This is a genomic window from Streptomyces sp. NPDC008317 (assembly GCF_042955955.1).
Lineage (GTDB): Bacteria > Actinomycetota > Actinomycetes > Streptomycetales > Streptomycetaceae > Actinacidiphila.
Window position 1 is genome coordinate 255526 of the sequence record NZ_JBIBFQ010000001.1, and the last position, 16413, is coordinate 271938.

Here is a 16413-nt window from a genome sequence, read left to right on the forward strand (position 1 = left end):
CTGAACAGACGTAGAGGAGAGGTACATTGCGCGCTCCGCGAGGTGTCAGGCGAGGTATCAGGCGAAGCGTCAGGCGACGGATCGGCCGACGGGTCACGCGCCGCGTCACGCCCTGGCTCGGCGCCCTGGCGGGTGCCTCGGCGCTCGTGCTGCTCGCCGGCGGACCGGCCGTGGCCGCCGTGCCGGTCGGGCAGCCGATGAGCGGGTCGATGACGTACTACAACGACGTCGGGTACGGCGCGTGCGGGACGCGGATCGACGCGTCCACGCAGTATCTGGTCGCGGTGTCGTACCAGTGGTGGACCTCGGCCAACCCCAACAACGACCCTCTGTGCGGCGGGATTTCGGTCCAGGTCACGTACAACGGCAAGACGCTCACGGTGCCGGTGGCCGACAAGTGCCCGACGTGCGACGCGACGCACATCGACCTGAGCCAGCCCGCGTTCGCGGAGTTCGCGCCGCTCGGGACGGGTGTCGTCACCGGCATCACCTGGCAGTTCGTCTCCTCGAACGGCACTCCCCCGCCGCTCGCCGCGCCCACCGGCCTGCACGCGACCACCACCACCGACACCTCGGTCGCCCTGTCCTGGACCGGCGTCTCCGGCGCGGCCTCGTACACCGTCTACCGCGGCGGCGCCCAGGTCGGCACCACCGGCGGCACGTCCTTCACCGACACCGGCCTCACCGCGGGCACCGCCTACACCTACACGGTCGCCGCCGCCACCGCCTCCGGCACCGTCAGCCCCGCCTCGGCCCCCCTGTCCGCCACCACCACCGGCGGCGGCAGCGGCACCCCCGCCTGCCCCGCCCCCTGGAGCCCGTCCACCTCCTACGTCCCCGGCAACGCCGTCTCCTACAACGGCCACAAATTCACGGCGACTTACTACTCCACCAACGCCGTCCCCACCGACCCCTCCTCCTGGGCCGTCTGGACCGACAACGGCCCCTGCTGACACCCCAGTTGCCCGGCCCCTACGCCAGACATCCGGCCACCCCCCCCCGGATCCGCCGCCCGAAGCACCCTCCCGGGAACGTCCGCTTTGGGGTCAGTCCTGGATCAGGCCCCCGGTCAGGACCGGGGGCACGTGGCCTGTTGGGGGCGGAGGCGGCCGCCGGTGACGCGGACGCGGTAGAAGACGCCGACGCGTCCCCGTACCTCCCGGCCGAAGGCTGGTCGGGAAATGGTTCGGCGTCCGGCGGCTGGCTTCCTATGCTCGACGGATGAATTGGGGCGGGGAGTTGCTGAATGTCGTGGATGTCGAGGCGACGTGCTGGGACGGGCAGCCGCCGCCGGGGGCGGTGAGCGAGATCATCGAGATCGGGCTGACCGTGGTGGACCTGGCGGCCGGGGAGCGGGTGGGGCGGCACCGGTGGGTGGTGCGGCCGGTGCGGTCGCGGGTGAGCGCGTTCTGCACGGAGTTGACGGGGCTGACGCAGGCGGAGGTGGACCGCGGGGTGTCGTTCGCCGACGCCTGCGGGGAGTTGGCGCGGGAGCACCTGGCGGGGGCGCGGGTGTGGGCGAGTTGGGGGGACTACGACCGGCACCAGTTCACGCGGCAGTGCCGGGCGACGCAGGTCACGTACCCCTTCGGCAGGTCGCATGTGAACGCGAAGGCGGTGTTCACGCAAGGGTACGGGCTGCGCAAGCGGCCGGGGATGGCGGAGGCGCTGCGCGTGGCCGGGCTGCCGCTCGAAGGGCGGCACCACCGGGGCGAGGACGACGCCTGGAACATCGCCGCCCTCGTCCTCGACCTCGCGCGCGCCGACGCGTGGCCGACGCGCGAGGAGTCGTACGGACCGCAACAGCCTTAGACAAAGGGCGCGTTCAAGCCGCGCCTACGCGGTGCGGACCAGGTCGCTCTCCCCGTCCGTGAGGAAGGCCGCCAGGGCCCGGCCCTCGTCCATGGCCGCGTCGCGCTCCGCCCGCCGCAGCGGCCGGAGCGGGGTGACGGCGACGCCCCGCGCCTCCGCCGTCCACGTGGCGGCGACGCGGCCGTCGACCAGGACGACGCGCTGACCGGCGACGGACAGGCCGCGGTGGGCGTCGTCCACGATCCTGGTCCGGTCGGCGTAGCCGAGAAGGGCGTTGTCGAAGGCGGGCAGGAAGCGTACGGGCGCGGGGGTGCTCGGGTCGGGGCGCGGGGCGTCGGGGAGGTCGAGCAGTTCACGGCCCTGGGTGTCGCGGAAGGCGACGAGTTCGGGGCGTACGGCGGCGACCGCGGCGGGGAGCCCCGCGAGGCCGGACCAGGCGCGCAGGTCGGCGGTGGCGGCGGGGCCGTACGCGGCGAGGTAGCGGCGTACGAGCGCCTGTCCGACGAGGTCCTCCGCCGCGTCGTCGGCAGGCGGCGGGTCGATGTCGCGGCCGAGCCACGACGAGAGCAGGACGTTGCGGACACCCGCCTTCGTACGCCACAGGCCGCGCGGGGGCCGCTGCGCCATGGGGAGCAGGGCGGCGACGACGAGTTCGCCGAGGACGCGCCGGGGCGGGCCCGGCCAGCGGTCCGCGAGCGCCGCGACGATCTCGGCCATCGTGCGGGCCCCGCCGTCGGCCACGACGGCGCGGGCCGCCGCCGCCAGCGCGGCCAGGTCGATCCCGGCCAACTCGTCGCGGTACGTGCCCAGGACGCGCTGCCGCAGCATCGGATCGTGGCGGGCCCGCCAGGCGAGCGCGTCCTCGGCGGTGACGAGATGGACGGTACGGCGCATCAGATGGGTGCGCACCACCTCGCGCCCGGTCAACAGGCCGTCCAGCGCGGCGGGTTGGAAGCCGCGCAGCCGTGACCAGAGCCCGGTGAACGGCTCCTGCGGTTCCTGCGCCTGGACGCCGCCGAGGTGCGCGACGGCGTCCAGGACCGGCAGGTCCGAGCGCTCCAGCAGGAGTTGGCGGGCCAGGGTCGCCCGGTTCAGGGCGCGGCTGTCGAGCGGCGGCGTCACGTACGACGTCACGTGCGACATGACGAGGCGTCAGCCGCCGTACGGGGCAGTGACGTCCAGGACCCACACGACCCCGAAGCGGTCGGTGAGCATGCCGTACAGCGGCGCCCACTGCGCGGGCGCGAGCGGCTGCGCGACTGTCGAGCCGTCCGCCAGCTTCTCCCAGAGCGCGGTGATCTCCTCGGCGCTGTCGCCGCGCACCGAGACGAAGAAGGCGTTACGGCCCTGGTCCCAGGGCAGGTGCGACGGGACGTCGTACGCCATGACGTGGAAGCCGTCGTCGGACACGACCTCGCCCCACATGATCCAGTCGGCCTCGCTCTCGGCCTGTACGGCGCCGGCGTCCTTGTACGTGACGGCGGTGAGGCGCCCGCCGAGGACGGACGCGTAGAAGTCGAGCGCCGCGCGGGCCTCGCCCCGGAAATTCAGGTGGGTGGCGGTCGTGACGGACATGGGTGGCTCCTTGCGCTGTCGGGTTCGAACCTTCGTGACCTGCGTGTTTCCCGGTCTGCGACCCACCCTCGCACCCGTACAGGACAGTTTCTGTCCTGTACTCGGGAGAGAATCGGACGTATGCAGAAAACGTCGGCCCGGCTGCTCTCCCTCCTGTCCCTGCTCCAGACCCGCAGGGACTGGCCGGGCGGCGAGCTGGCGGAACGCCTGGACGTCAGCGCCCGTACGGTCCGCCGGGACGTGGACCGGCTGCGCGAGCTGGGCTATCCCATCGCGGCCTCCAAGGGCCCCGACGGCGGGTACCGGCTCGACTCCGGGGCGCGGCTACCGCCGCTGCTCTTCGACGACGACCAGGCCGTCGCCCTGGCCATCGCCCTGCGGATGGCCACGGGGGCGGGCGCGGGCATCGAGGAGGCAGCCGCCCGCGCGCTGGCGACCGTACGGCAGGTGATGCCGGCGCGGCTGCGGCACCGGATCGACGCCCTGGAGGTGACGGCCGTCCCGCCGCCCGGCGCCGCGACCGCCGACAGCGACGTCCTGACCGCGCTGGGCGCCGCCGTCCACGCCCGCGAGGTGCTGCGCTTCGACTACGCGGGCCCGCCGGAGCCCGAGGCCGGGGCCCCTGCGACTCCCGCCGCGCAGGAGCCCGGTGCCGCCGCCCGCACACACGAGCCCGGCTCCGCCGCCCCCCGCACACACGAGCCCGATTCCCCCGCCGCACCCCGCCGCGTCGAGCCCCACCACCTCGTCGCGCGCGGCGGGCGCTGGTACCTCCTGGCCTGGGACCTCGACCGCGCCGACTGGCGCACCTTCCGCGCCGACCGGATTCGCCCCCGCACCCCCACGGGACCCCGCTTCACCCCCCGCGACCTGCCCGGCGGCGACGTGGCCGCCTTCGTCACCGCCCGTTTCCGCGGCGCCGAGGCCCCCGCGCGGGGCGCGGCCGACTGGCCCTGCCGCGGCGTCGTCGTGCTCGACCTGCCCGCCTCCGCCGTCGCCCCCTACGCCCGCGACGGCCTCGTCGAACCCCTCACCGCCGACCGCTGCCGCCTCACCCTCGGCTCCTGGTCCTGGCCCGCGCTCGCCGCCGCCCTCGCCCAGTTCGACACCGCCGTCGAGGTCATCGGGCCGCCCGCGCTCAAGGACGCCTTCGCGACCCTCGCCCGGCGCTTCGCCGCCACCGCCGGTCAGTAGGCCCCCGGCGGCCGGAAAACCGGAGGCGGACACGGGCGCGAGCCGCGACACTGGACGGCTGTCCGCATCCCCGCCCGCACCCGCACCCCCGGAGCCCGCCACGTCAGCCGAGCAACCCGCCACACCCGCCGAGCAACCCGCCACACCCGCCGAGCAACCCGCCACACCCGCCGAGCAACCCGCCACACCGGCCGAGCAACCCGCCACGCCCGCCGAGCAACCCGCCACACCGGCCGAGCAACCCGCCACACCGCCCCCGTACCGCGTCCCCACCTGGCCAGAACTCGACCCGGAGCGCCACCCGTTCGCCTGGGACGACGCCGAGAAGGCGCGAGTCGAGGCGCTGGTCAGGGAGTTGGTGCCGCAGGTGCGGTCCGGCATGGCGGGCAAGTGGGCGCGGGAGCGCCGCTGCGTGCCGCGGATCACCGCGCTCTTCGTCGAGCGGTACGGCTCCTGGGCGCGGGAGTGGAACTGGAGCGTCGGCGAGGGCGACAACGACGGCGGTGTGGTCGGCAGTTGGTGCTGCGGGGCGCACTCGGTGACGACACCGGACGCGACCGCGGCCAAGGCCGTCGCCGCGCTGACCGAGTGGCGGGACTGGCTGGAGGAACTGGCTGAGCGCTTAAGGGAGTTGGCCCCGGCGCCGGACGCCTCCCCCGAGCAGCGCAGTTGGCACCTGGAACGCGCGGCGGTCCGGCTGGTCACCCGCGTCGTGGACCGTACGCAGGCGGAGAGCGGCTGGTACGGAACGTGCCGACTGGTGCTGGGGTGGTACCTCACCTCCTGCGGAATGGGTGACGCCGAGGCCACGGCCGTGGTCGACAGCGCCATCGGCGGACGCTTCACGAGCTGGGTCGCCCCGCCGTCCACGCTCGTCGACTCGGTCGGCGAGGATCTGGCCGTCGCCCTGACCGGCCGCCTCCCCTACCGCGACCACCGCGAGTACAGCCACCTCGAAGAGCGGCACGACGGCGGATGACGTCCACCGCGCCGCAGCCGCCCGGGGACTCGGCCGTTCCCGCGAGCGCGTACGGGACCGGCCCCGACGCGCTGGCGGCCTGGTGCCGCGTACGGCGGCGGGTCGACTGGACGGCCACCGGCGCCGACGACGTGACGGCAGGCCGGACCACCCCGGCCGTCGACGGCTTCGCCGCCTGGTGCGCGGGCCCCGTCCGGCGCCGCGACCCCGTCCGCGCCCGCCGCCTGCTGGCCGCGTACGAGGCGGCCCGCGCCGACGCCGTACGCGAAGTGCCCCTGACGTTCGGCCTGTTGGCCGGGTGGCAGCGGACCGTGCTCGGTGCGGACGAGGCGGCGTTCAGGACCGGGGACGCGTACGCGAAGGGCGGCCGGGAACGGTACGGGCTGAACTCGCGCACCCCGGCGGACTTCGCGGAGTGCCTGGCCGAAAGCGCGGACACCGCCGTGCCGTTGGCCGCGCGCGCCGCCCGGACGTATCTGGACGTGGCCTTCTTCCACCCCTTCGCCGACGGCAACGCCCGTTCCGCGCTGCTGGCGTTGACGTATGTGCTCGCCCGCGAAGGCGTCGTCCTGCGCGAGGTGGGTCCGCTCACGATCGCGCGTTACGCGGACGACGCGGCGGGAGCCGCCGATCTCGCCGTGCTCGTCGCGGTCCTCGCGCGACCGTCGGCGAGCCGGAGAACGGTCTGACCCCAGCCGTACATCTCCCGTACACCGCACGTTCGCCGCGATGACATCGCGCGGCCATCTCTTCGCGGCTCCTCGTGTGTGTTGCGGCACGTTCGGCCGCGTCGGCCAGGCGTCGGCGGGCGGGGCGGAAGGGACGGTCGCCGCGCAGGTCAGAGGGGGCGCGAGAGGGGGCGGAAACGCGTTCGAAACGCGGGTGGGCGCGGGGTCGCTCGGGAGGCGGCGCGGAAAGGCCGCCCGTAAGATTGGTCGGCTTGTCTTGCTTTGTACGCCTGAGCAGGGTGCCGGGCCCCCGGACGGGGGACGAGGGACGAGGAGCGCATGGATCTGAGCGTGGAGAGCGACCCGCTGCGGGATGTGGACCTGCTGCTGGGAGTGCTGGACGCGGCCGAACGGCCGAGCGTTCCGCACGCCCACTTCGCGGGAGGTACGGCCGCCGGGGCGCGGACGCTGCTGGACGTGCTCGACGCGACCGTCCTCGCGCACCCGCAGGAGCCCGCGCTGGACGACGGGCGCACCGCGCTGACGTACCGCGCGCTGGCCGCCGAGGTCGAGACGCTGCGGCGCGGGCTCGCGGCGGCCGGGATCGGGCCGGGCGACCGGGTCGGCGTCCGGGTCCCCTCGGGCAGCAACGACCTGTACGTCAGCATCCTGGCCGTGCTCGCGGCGGGCGCCGCCTACGTCCCGGTGGACGCCGAGGACCCGGACGAGCGGGCCGAGCTGGTCTTCGGCGAGGCGCGGGTGGCCGCCGTACTGGGCGCGGACCGCGCCCTCACCCTGACCGGCGCACCTCACGCGCCGACCGGCACCCCTCACGCCACCGCCCGGACCGGCACCCCTCACACCACCGCCGTGACCAGCACCCGTCACGCCACCACCGTGACCGGCACCCGTCACGCCACCACCCTGACCGGCACCCGTCACGCGCCGAACGACACGCCCGCGTCGAAAGCCCCGCGCCGCCCCTCCCCCGACGACGACGCCTGGATCATCTTCACCTCGGGCTCGACCGGCCGCCCCAAGGGCGTCGCGGTCACGCACCGCAACGCGGCGGCGTTCGTGGACGCCGAGGCCGCGCTGTTCCTCCAGGACGAGCCGATCGGTCCCGGCGACCGCGTGATGGCGAGCCTGTCGGTGGCCTTCGACGCCTCGTGCGAGGAGATGTGGCTGGCCTGGCGCAACGGCGCCTGCCTGGTCCCGGTCCCCCGCTCGCAGGTGCGCGGCGGCAGCGACCTCGGGCCGTGGCTGGCCGAGCAGGAGATCACGGTGGTCTCGACGGTGCCGACGCTGGCCGCGCTGTGGCCCGCCGAGGCGCTGAACGAGGTGCGGCTGCTGATCTTCGGCGGCGAGGCGTGCCCGCCGGAGCTGGTCGAGCGGCTGGTCACCGAGGGGCGCGAGGTCTGGAACACCTACGGCCCGACCGAGGCCACCGTCGTCGCCTGCGCGGCGCTGCTGACCGGCGAGGGCCCGGTACGGATCGGGCTGCCGCTGGACGGCTGGGAGCTGGCCGTGGTGGACGAGGCGGGCGAGCCGGTGCCGATGGGCGGCAGCGGCCAGCTCATCATCGGCGGCGTCGGCCTGGCCCGGTATCTCGACGCCGAGAAGGACGCGGAGAAGTACGCGCCGCTGGAGTCGATGGGCTGGGCGCGCGCGTACCGCAGCGGCGACCTCGTGCGCGCCGAGCCCGAGGGGCTGCTGTTCCTGGGCCGCGCCGACGAGCAGGTCAAGCTCGGCGGGCGCCGGATCGAGCTGGGCGAGGTGGACGCGGCGCTCCAGGCGCTGCCGGGCGTGGCGGGGGCAGCCGCCGCCGTACGCACGACCAGGCGCGGCAATCAGCTGCTGGTCGGTTACGTGGTGGCGGGCGAGGGCTGGGACCGGGCCGCGGCCGTCGCGGAGCTGTCCACGAAGCTGCCCGCCGCCCTCGTACCGCTGCTGGCGACCGTCCCCGGCCTGCCGACCCGCACCTCGGGGAAGGTGGACAGGGCCGCGCTGCCCTGGCCGCTGCCGGAGTCGGCGGGCCCCGCGCCCGGCGAGGAGGCCGCCGAGCCGCTGCGCGGCACCGAGGCGTGGGTGGCCGAGCAGTGGACCGAAGTCCTCGGTGTGCCGGTGGTCGAGGCGCGCGACGACTTCTTCGCGATCGGCGGCGGCAGTCTGGCCGCGGCCCAGCTCACGACGCTGCTGCGGACCCGCTTCCCGTCGGTGGCCGTCGTCGACATCTACCAGGCGCCGACCGTGCGGAAGCTGGCCAGGATGCTGGACCGTTCCGTACGGGACGACCGCCCGGCCCGCGAGATCGCGCCGGTGCCCGCCCGCGCCAAGGCCGTCCAACTGCTCGCGCTGCTGCCGCTGTTCGCGCTGACCGGGCTGCGCTGGACGACCGGGCTGCTGGCGCTGGGCAACACGCTGGCCTGGACCGGCCACTACCCGTGGGCGCCCACCGCGTCCTGGTGGCTGGTCGCCGCCGGGGCCGTCCTGCTCTTCAGCCCGCCCGGCCGCCTCGCGCTGGCCGCGGCCGGGGCCCGGCTGCTGCTGCGCGGGCTGACCCCCGGCAGCTATCCGCGCGGCGGCGGCGTCCACCTGCGGCTGTGGGCGGCCGAGCGGCTGGCCGAGGCGACCGGCGCGACCTCGCTGTCCGGGGCCTGGCTGATCCGGTACGGCCGGGCGCTCGGCGCGCGGATCGGCCCGGACGTGGACCTGCACTCGCTGCCGCCGGTCACCGGCATGCTCAAGCTCGGCCGGGGCTGCGCGGTCGAGGCCGAGGTCGACCTCGCCGGGTACTGGCTGGACGGCGACCGGCTCGAGGTCGGCCCGGTGAAGGTCGGCTCCGGCGCCGTCGTCGGCACCCGCAGCACACTCCTGCCGGGCGCCAGGATCGGCAAGCGCGCGCAGATCACGGCCGGGTCCAGCGTCACCGGGCAGGTGCCGACCGGGCAGAGCTGGGCGGGCGCGCCCGCCGTCAAGGTCGGTAAGGCCGAGCGGCGCTGGCCCAAGCAGCGGCCCGCGCGCCGGGCCCGCTGGGCGGCGGCGTACGGCGCGAGCGGCGTCGGCGTGACGCTGCTGCCGCTGATCGCCGGGCTCGCGGCGCTGGCCGTCGCGGCCTGCCTGGTGCCCGCCCACAGCGGTCTCGGCGCCGCCGCGCGGGGCGCGCTCATCGCGCTCGTCCCCGCCACCCTCGCCTTCGCGCTGGTGTACGCGGCGCTGCTGATCGCCGCCGTCCGGCTGCTGAGCCTGGGCCTGCGGCCCGGCTGGCACCCGCTGCACAGCCGCGTCGGCTGGCAGTCCTGGACGGTCATCCAGCTCATGGACGCCGCCCGCGACAAGCTCTTCCCGCTGTACGCGGGCCTGATCACGCCCGTGTGGCTGCGGGCGCTCGGCATGAAGGTCGGCAGCGGCGCCGAGGTCTCCACGGTGCTGGCGATGCCGAGCCTCACCACCGTCGGCGACGGCGCGTTCCTCGCCGACGACGTCCTCGTCGCCCCGTACCAACTCGGCGGCGGCTGGCTGCGGATCGGCGCGGCCGAGATCGGCGAGCGCGCGTTCCTCGGCAATTCGGGGATGACGGCGCCGGGGCGCGCCGTCCCGGACCGCGGCCTGGTCGGGGTGCTGTCGGCGACGCCGAAGAAGGCCAAGGAGGGCCGCTCGTACCTGGGCATGCCGCCGGTACGGCTGCCGCGCACGGCCGACGACGCCGACCAGAGCCTGACGTACGCGCCGCCGGTACGGCTGGTGTGGGCGCGCGGGCTGGTCGAGGTCTGCCGCCTGGTGCCGGTGCTGGCCTCCGCCGCGCTGGCCGTACTCGTCCTGGCCGTGCTGGCCCGGCTGGCCCGCGACGCGGGCGTCCTGGCGGTGGCGCTGCTGTCGGGGCCGGTGCTGCTGGCCGCGGGCGGCGCCGCCGCGCTGGTGTCGATCGCCGCGAAGTGGCTGCTCGTGGGCCGCTTCCGGGCGGTCGAGCGCCCGCTGTGGAGCGGTTTCGTGTGGCGCAACGAGCTGGCCGACACCTTCGTGGAGGTGCTGGCCGTGCCGTGGCTGGTCGGCGCGGTGCCCGGCACCGCCGTGATGAGCCTGTGGCTGCGCGGGCTCGGCGCGCACATCGGCCGGGGCGTGTGGTGCGAGAGTTACTGGCTGCCCGAGGCCGACCTCGTCACCCTGGAGGACGGCGTCAGCGTCAACCGCGGCTGCGTCCTTCAGACCCACCTCTTCCACGACCGGATCATGCGCATGGATACGGTGGTGCTCCGCACGGGCGCGACCCTCGGTCCCGGTGGCATCGTGCTGCCCGGCAGCGAGATCGGCGCCCGCAGCACCCTGGGGCCCGCGTCCCTGGTGATGCGCGCCGAGTCCATCCCCGCGGACAGCCGCTGGCTGGGGAATCCGGCCGAGGTGTGGTTCGAGGAGGAGCCGCCCGCGCGGCGGGGCGAGGCGTGAGAGGTCGTCCGCGGCCGGGCGGGGGCGGACGCGGTCCGTCGGGCGGCGCGCCACGTGCCGGCGCGCCGGCACGTGTGCCCGGCCCGTCCGGGGGAACGACCAGGCCGTACGGGGGTGCGGCCCGGTGGGAACGATGAGCGAGGAACCGTTGAGCCAGAAGCGAGCAGCCGGGCCGGGGGCGGCGGACCCGTACTTCCCCGCGCACGGCGACAGCCGTTACGGCGTCCACCGGTACGAACTGGCCCTGGACTACCGGCCCGCGTCCAACCGGCTGCGCGGCACGGCGCGGCTCAGCGCGGTCGCGGGCGGCGCGCCGCTGCGTGAATTCGCCCTGGACCTGGCCGACTTCAGGCTCCAGCGGGTCGTGGTCGACGGGCGGCCCGCGCACTACACGCACCGGGCGGGACGGCTGCGCGTACGGCCCGCGAAGCCGGTCGAGGCGGGCGCGGCCTTCACCGTCGAGGTGGCCTACACCGGCAACCCGCAGCCCATCAACAGCCAGTGGGGCGGCCTGGGCTGGGAGGAGCTGACCGACGGCGCGCTGGTGGCGAGCCAGCCGGTCGGCGCGCCGTCCTGGTACCCGTGCAACGACCGGCCCGCGGACAAGGCGTCGTACCAGATCGCGGTCACCGCGCCGTCCGCGTACACCGTGGTCGTCGGCGGGCGGCTGCTGTCCAGGACCACCAAGGCCAGCAGCACCACGTGGGTCTACGAGCAGGCGGCGCCCACGTCCAGCTATCTGGTGACGGTGTCGATCGGCCGCTACGAGACGGTCCAGCTCACCGGCGGCGCCTCGCTGTTCGCACCGCGCCGCCCGGTACCGCAGACCGGTTACGTACCGGCGGGGCTGCGCGGCGAATTCGCCGTCGACTTCGAGCGGCAGACCCGCATGATGGACTTCTTCGAGGACGTCTTCGGTCCGTATCCGTTCGGCGAGTACGCGGTGGTCGTCGCCGACGAGGAGCTGGACGTGCCGGTGGAGGCGCAAGGCATGGCCACCTTCGGCACCAACCACCTGGGGGGCAGGCGGCATTGGGAACGGCTGGTCGCCCACGAGCTGGCCCACCAGTGGTTCGGCAACAGCCTGTCCATCGGCGACTGGCGGCACATCTGGCTCAATGAGGGCTTCGCCAAATACGCCGAGTGGCTGTGGTCGGAGCACACCGGCGGCCCGCTCGCCGCCGCGCACGCCGCCACCGCCCACGACCGCCTCTCCCGGCTCCCGCAGGACCTGCGCCTGGGCGACCCGGGACGCCGTCTGATGTTCGACGACCGCCTCTACCAGCGCGGCGGCCTCACCGTCCACGCCCTGCGACTGGCCCTCGGCGAGGGCGCGTTCTTCCGGATGCTCAAGGCGTGGACGACCATAAACCGCCACTCGACGGTGGTCACGGCCGACCTCGCCGCGCACGCGGCGCGCTACAGCGCCGACTCGCTCGACCCGCTCTTCACCGCCTGGGTCCACCGCACACCGCTGCCCCGGCTCTAGGTGTATTGATCACGAGCGTTGTTGACATGTGCCGGTGCTTGATCATGGCGAAGACCTCCGGTGTGGTGGAGCTGTCTAGGAACGCACCGCACGGAGGTCTTCGTGTCCCACCGTAATGCCCGGCTGACCGTTCACGGCAGACGGATCCTCGTCGAGCGTGTCCGCTCGGGCCGCCCGGTGGCGCATGTCGCAGCCGAGATGGGGATCTCGCGGACCACGGCCCACAAGTGGGTCAGGCGGTGGCGGGCCGAGGGCGAAGCCGGTCTGCACGACCGCTCCAGCCGGCCGCACAGGACACCGCACCGCACCCCGGCCGCGGTCGAGGCCCGCGTGTGCGAGCTGCGCCAGGCCCGCAAGCTCGGGCCGGCCCGGATCGGCCCGGTCCTGGGCATGCCCGCCTCGACCGTGCACCGGGTCCTGGTCCGCCACGGCCTGAACCGCCTGGCATACATCGACCGGCCCACCGGCGACATCATCCGCCGCTACGAACGCGACCGCCCCGGCGAACTGATCCACATCGACGTCAAGAAACCCGGCCGGATCCCCGACGGCGGCGGCTGGCGCACCCGCGGCCGCCAGGCCACCCGGGCCGGGAGACCGGGTGCCGGCTTCGACTACATCCACTCCGCCGTCGACGACCACACACGCCTGGCCTACAGCGAAGTCCACCCCGACGAGAAAGCCGCCACCTGCGCAGACTTCCTCCGCCGCGCAGCAGCCTTCTTCGCCACCACCGGCATCACCCGCATCGAACGCGTCCTGACCGACAACGCCTGGTCCTACCGCAAAAGCGCCCTGTGGAAGCAGGCCCTGACCGACCTCGGCGCGACCGGCAAACTCACCCGCCCCTACCGCCCGCAGACCAACGGCAAGGTCGAACGCTTCAACCGCACCCTGCTCGACGAATGGGCCTACCAACAGCCCTACACCACCAACGACCAGCGGACCGCAGCCCTGGCAGACTTCCTCCACACCTACAACCACCACCGCACCCACACCGCACTCGGCGGCCAGCCACCCATCACCCGCGTCAACAACCCTCCAGGTCAATACACCTAGGGCGTGTCCGCCGGGGGGCCGGGCGCGGGCGGGGAGCAGGGAGCCGCGGTCGTGGGCCGCGTCGCGCGACGCGCACCCTGGACAGAAGCGGCGGGCTCGGTCACTCTTCTGCACCATGACGGTACCCAGCCCCCTGGTCAGCGCGGACTCGCCGCTGTCCGTGGCCGTCCCGGCCGTCGCCGAGCGGATCGCGGCGCTGCTGCGGTCGCCCTCGGACATGGCCGTGCCGATTCCCGGCGCGCGGTGGACGGTTGGGGAGGCGGCGGCGCATCTGATGCTGGCCAACGCCCTGATGGCGGACCTCGCCGCCGGGCGCGAGCGGTCGTACGGCGACGGGACGCCGGGCGGCCTGGCCGCTGCCAACACCGCGTCCCTGGAAGCCTTTACCGAGCGCGACCCGGCGATCCTGGCGGCCGGGATCGTCCGGCACGCGCGGGCGTTCACGGACACGGCGCCGTCCAGGGAGCCGGACGCCCAACTGGCCACCCCGATGGGCCCCATGGACCTCGGCCACCTCGGCGCGTATCTGCTCGCCCACATGCTCGGACACGGCTACGACATCGCCGTCGCCCTCCGCCGCCCCCACATGGTCAGCCCCCAACGGGCCCTGCTCACCGTCCCGTTCCTCATGACGGCCATGCCCCGCGTCGTCGAACCCCGCACCGCCGCCGGGCACACCGCCTGCTACGACCTCCGCCTGCGCGGCGGCCCCCGCTTCACGGCCACCTTCACCGACGGGGCCCTCGCCGTGACCGACGCCCCGCCGCGCCGCCCCGACTGCACGATCGTCACCGAGCCCGTCACCTTCCTCCTCATCGCCCTCGGCCGCCGCACCACCACGAACGCGCTCGCGCGCGGCGCGATCCTGGCCTGGGGCCGCAGGCCCTGGCTCGCGCCGCGCTTCCCGACGCTGTTCACGGCGCCCTGAGCCGGAGTCTTTGAGCCGGGGTCTTTGAGCCGGGGTGCCGACTCCGTGCTCAGGCAGCGCTCAGGCCGTGCCGACGAGGCCCGACTCGTACGCGATGATGACCAGCTGGACCCGGTCGCGGGCGTCCAGCTTCGTGAGCAGGCGGGAGATGTACGTCTTGACGGTCGCGCCGCTGATGAAGAGCTCGGCGGCGATCTCGGCGTTGGCGCGGCCGAGGCCCACGAGGGTGAGGATCTGGCGTTCGCGGTCGGTGACGGCGGCCAGCCGCGCGGGAGCGTGTGCGTCCACCGGCCCCGCGGGCGGCGGCTGTTGGGCGAAGTGCGCGATCAGGCGGCGCGTGACGGCCGGGGCGATGAGGCCGTCGCCCGCCGCCACGACGCGGATCGCGGCCAGGATGTCGTCCAGCGCCATGTCCTTGACCAGGAACCCGGACGCGCCCGCGCGCAACGCCCCGTAGACGTGGTCGTCCTGGTCGAAGGTCGTCAGCACGAGGACGCGCGGGACCGCGGTCGCGTACACCGGGTCCTCGGTGATCCGGCGCGTCGCCTCGATGCCGTCCATGCCGGGCATGCGGATGTCCATGACGACGACGTCCGGCCGCAGTTCGGCGCTCAGCCGTACGGCGTCCTCGCCCGTACCCGCCTCGCCGACCACCGCGAGGTCCGGCGCGTCGGTGATGATCATGTCGAGGGAGGCGCGGACGAGGGGCTGGTCGTCGACGAGGAGGACGCGCACGGGGACCGCAGGTCCGGCGGCGTCGGCGGTCATCGGACGGGCTCCGCGACCGGCATACACGTGAACGTCCCCGCGTCGGGAGCTGGTTGGGCCTCCTGGGGCGGAACCGGCAGCCGGGCCGTCACGCGGAAGCCGCCGTCCGGGCGCGGCTGCGCCGAGAAGTCGCCGTGCAGCAGTCCGACGCGCTCGCGCATGCCGACGATGCCGTAGCCGCCGCGTGCCGGGGCCCGTACGCCGTGCGTCGTCGTACGCGCCGGGTGCGGCTCCGGGTCCGCGCCCGGGTTGCTGACCTCGACGGCCAGCTCCGCCGCACGGAAGTCGATGGTCACCGCGCAGGACCGCGCGCCCGCGTGCCGTACGACGTTCGTCACCGCCTCCTGGACGATGCGGTACGCCGACAGCTCGATCTCCGGCGGGAGTTGGCGCCGTACGCCGGACCAGGTCACGTCCACGCGCACGCCCGCGGCCGTCGTGGTCTCGGCGAGCCGGGGCACGTCGGCGATTCCCGGCGCGGGGGCGGGCCGTACGGCCTCGCGCGTACCGTCTCCGCCCGCGTGGGCGCCGCCCGCGTGCGCGCCGCGCCCGGTCGCGCCCGTCCCGGCAGAGCCGTTCCCCTGCGCGCTGTTCGCGTCCGCGCCGTTCCCGTCCGTGCCGTTCCCGTCCGCGCCGTTCCCGTCCGCCTCGCGCAGGGCGCCGAGCATGCGGCGCAGCCCGGTCAGCGTCTCCCGCCCCGCCGTCTCGATCTCGCCGAGCGCGGCGCGGGCGCGGTCCGGCTGGGTGTCGAAGACCTGCCGCGCCGCACCGGCCTGGAGCGCGACGATCCCGATGGTGTGCGCGACTATGTCGTGCAACTCCCGTGCGATCCGCAGGCGTTCGGACGTGATCGCCCGTTCCGTCGCCTCCGCGCGCAACGCCTCCGCGTGCGCGTGGCGCTGCCACACCGCGTTGCCGACCAGCCACACGATCGCCGTCGTGAGCGCGGCCGTCAGCGTCGTCGTCGCGTCGGTCTCGTAGCCGAGCAGCGCGCGACCGCCCGAGTAGCCGACCAGCGTGGCCAGCGCCAGCACGCCCGCCGTCGCCGACGTGCGCAGCGGCTGCGTCGCCGCCAGATAGCAGACCGCCACGTCCACCGCGAGGAACTGCAACAGCGGGATGTCCCCCACCGCCATGGCCAACACCGAGCAGACGGTCCCGGTGAGCAGCAGGCACAGGGCGGGGAGCGGGCGGCGCTCGCGGCGCGCGGCGGCCAGGACGAGGACGGCCGCGAGGACTTCGTCCAACTGGTTGCCGAGGCTCAGGTCGAGGACGCTGAGGCCGCGGGTCTGCGTCTGCTCGAAGACGGTGTACGCGGTGACCGCGAACCAGATCAGCGCCATCCACGTACCCGGCCGTACGCGGGAGAGGCGTTTGAGCGGTGAGTGGGTGAAGTCCATGCTCAGCTCCCTGCCCAGGTCCATGCTCCGAGCGTAACGACCGTCCCCCACCTGGGCATTCACCCGGGGACGTAAGCCCGTGGGCGTACGGCGGGGCG

At 74.6% G+C, this 16413-nt stretch carries 13 protein-coding genes; 9 read left to right on the plus strand and 4 right to left on the minus strand.

Features of this window, described 5'->3' with window-relative positions; genetic code table 11:
- Positions 1-26: 26 nt before the first annotated feature.
- Both ACFY9V_RS00950 and ACFY9V_RS00955 read left to right on the plus strand, forming a co-directional pair.
- Positions 27-953 (plus strand): cysteine/serine endopeptidase inhibitor, encoded by a 927-nt coding sequence (locus ACFY9V_RS00950; protein WP_391158457.1) that lies wholly within the window; start codon positions 27-29, stop codon positions 951-953.
- 268 nt (positions 954-1221) lie between these two features.
- Positions 1222-1812, plus strand: coding sequence for an exonuclease domain-containing protein (locus ACFY9V_RS00955; protein WP_391158460.1), 591 nt, complete (start codon positions 1222-1224; stop codon positions 1810-1812).
- Between the two features lie 24 nt (positions 1813-1836).
- Here the strand turns inward: ACFY9V_RS00955 and ACFY9V_RS00960 are convergent, their stop codons facing one another.
- Together ACFY9V_RS00960 and ACFY9V_RS00965 are read right to left on the minus strand one after the other, a co-directional pair.
- Positions 1837-2955, minus strand: a complete 1119-nt coding sequence (locus ACFY9V_RS00960) for a DNA glycosylase AlkZ-like family protein (RefSeq protein WP_391158462.1) — start codon at positions 2953-2955, stop codon at positions 1837-1839.
- Between the two features lie 9 nt (positions 2956-2964).
- Positions 2965-3387: a VOC family protein gene (locus tag ACFY9V_RS00965; protein ID WP_391158465.1), complete on the minus strand. Its 423-nt coding sequence runs from the start codon at positions 3385-3387 to the stop codon at positions 2965-2967.
- Positions 3388-3507: 120 nt separating this feature from the next.
- On the opposite strand from ACFY9V_RS00965, the gene ACFY9V_RS00970 reads away from it, so the two are divergent.
- From ACFY9V_RS00970 to ACFY9V_RS01000, 7 genes are all read left to right on the plus strand, one after another.
- Positions 3508-4581 carry a WYL domain-containing protein gene (locus ACFY9V_RS00970; RefSeq protein WP_391158467.1) on the plus strand — a complete coding sequence of 358 codons (1074 nt, stop codon included), beginning with the start codon at positions 3508-3510 and terminating at the stop codon, positions 4579-4581.
- A gap of 379 nt (positions 4582-4960) precedes the next feature.
- A complete protein-coding gene (locus ACFY9V_RS00975) occupies positions 4961-5560 on the plus strand; it encodes a hypothetical protein (RefSeq protein WP_391158469.1) in 600 nt (199 codons plus the stop codon).
- Positions 5557-6249 carry a Fic family protein gene (locus ACFY9V_RS00980; protein WP_391158472.1) on the plus strand — a complete coding sequence of 231 codons (693 nt, stop codon included), beginning with the start codon at positions 5557-5559 and terminating at the stop codon, positions 6247-6249. Before ACFY9V_RS00975 ends, ACFY9V_RS00980 begins: the two co-directional genes overlap by 4 nt.
- Positions 6250-6567: 318 nt before the next feature.
- Positions 6568-10671 carry a Pls/PosA family non-ribosomal peptide synthetase gene (locus ACFY9V_RS00985; protein WP_391158475.1) on the plus strand — a complete coding sequence of 1368 codons (4104 nt, stop codon included), beginning with the start codon at positions 6568-6570 and terminating at the stop codon, positions 10669-10671.
- Between the two features lie 133 nt (positions 10672-10804).
- Positions 10805-12160 (plus strand): M1 family metallopeptidase, encoded by a 1356-nt coding sequence (locus ACFY9V_RS00990; protein WP_355339903.1) that lies wholly within the window; start codon positions 10805-10807, stop codon positions 12158-12160.
- A 102-nt stretch (positions 12161-12262) separates the two neighbouring features.
- Positions 12263-13219, plus strand: a complete 957-nt coding sequence (locus ACFY9V_RS00995; RefSeq protein ID WP_391158477.1) for an IS481 family transposase — start codon at positions 12263-12265, stop codon at positions 13217-13219.
- A 115-nt stretch (positions 13220-13334) separates the two neighbouring features.
- A complete protein-coding gene (locus tag ACFY9V_RS01000; RefSeq protein WP_391158478.1) occupies positions 13335-14147 on the plus strand; it encodes a maleylpyruvate isomerase family mycothiol-dependent enzyme in 813 nt (270 codons plus the stop codon).
- Positions 14148-14207: 60 nt separating this feature from the next.
- Here ACFY9V_RS01000 and ACFY9V_RS01005 read toward each other — a convergent pair whose 3' ends face one another.
- Entirely contained in the window at positions 14208-14915 is a 708-nt protein-coding gene (locus ACFY9V_RS01005) for a response regulator (RefSeq protein WP_391158480.1), read from the minus strand.
- Positions 14912-16339 (minus strand): histidine kinase, encoded by a 1428-nt coding sequence (locus tag ACFY9V_RS01010; RefSeq protein ID WP_391158483.1) that lies wholly within the window; start codon positions 16337-16339, stop codon positions 14912-14914. The genes ACFY9V_RS01005 and ACFY9V_RS01010 overlap by 4 nt, the downstream gene beginning before the upstream one ends.
- Between the last annotated feature and the right edge of the window lie 74 nt (positions 16340-16413).

Coding starts and splice junctions, on each gene's coding strand:
- ACFY9V_RS00955 (WP_391158460.1), top strand. CDS start 1,222: ATGAATTGGGGCGGGGAGTTGCTGAATGTCGTGGATGTCGAGGCGACG.
- ACFY9V_RS00960 (WP_391158462.1), bottom strand. CDS start 2,955: ATGTCGCACGTGACGTCGTACGTGACGCCGCCGCTCGACAGCCGCGCC.
- ACFY9V_RS00965 (WP_391158465.1), bottom strand. CDS start 3,387: ATGTCCGTCACGACCGCCACCCACCTGAATTTCCGGGGCGAGGCCCGC.
- ACFY9V_RS00970 (WP_391158467.1), top strand. CDS start 3,508: ATGCAGAAAACGTCGGCCCGGCTGCTCTCCCTCCTGTCCCTGCTCCAG.
- ACFY9V_RS00975 (WP_391158469.1), top strand. CDS start 4,961: ATGGCGGGCAAGTGGGCGCGGGAGCGCCGCTGCGTGCCGCGGATCACC.
- ACFY9V_RS00980 (WP_391158472.1), top strand. CDS start 5,557: ATGACGTCCACCGCGCCGCAGCCGCCCGGGGACTCGGCCGTTCCCGCG.
- ACFY9V_RS00985 (WP_391158475.1), top strand. CDS start 6,568: ATGGATCTGAGCGTGGAGAGCGACCCGCTGCGGGATGTGGACCTGCTG.
- ACFY9V_RS00990 (WP_355339903.1), top strand. CDS start 10,805: ATGAGCGAGGAACCGTTGAGCCAGAAGCGAGCAGCCGGGCCGGGGGCG.
- ACFY9V_RS01000 (WP_391158478.1), top strand. CDS start 13,335: ATGACGGTACCCAGCCCCCTGGTCAGCGCGGACTCGCCGCTGTCCGTG.
- ACFY9V_RS01005 (WP_391158480.1), bottom strand. CDS start 14,915: ATGACCGCCGACGCCGCCGGACCTGCGGTCCCCGTGCGCGTCCTCCTC.
- ACFY9V_RS01010 (WP_391158483.1), bottom strand. CDS start 16,339: ATGGACCTGGGCAGGGAGCTGAGCATGGACTTCACCCACTCACCGCTC.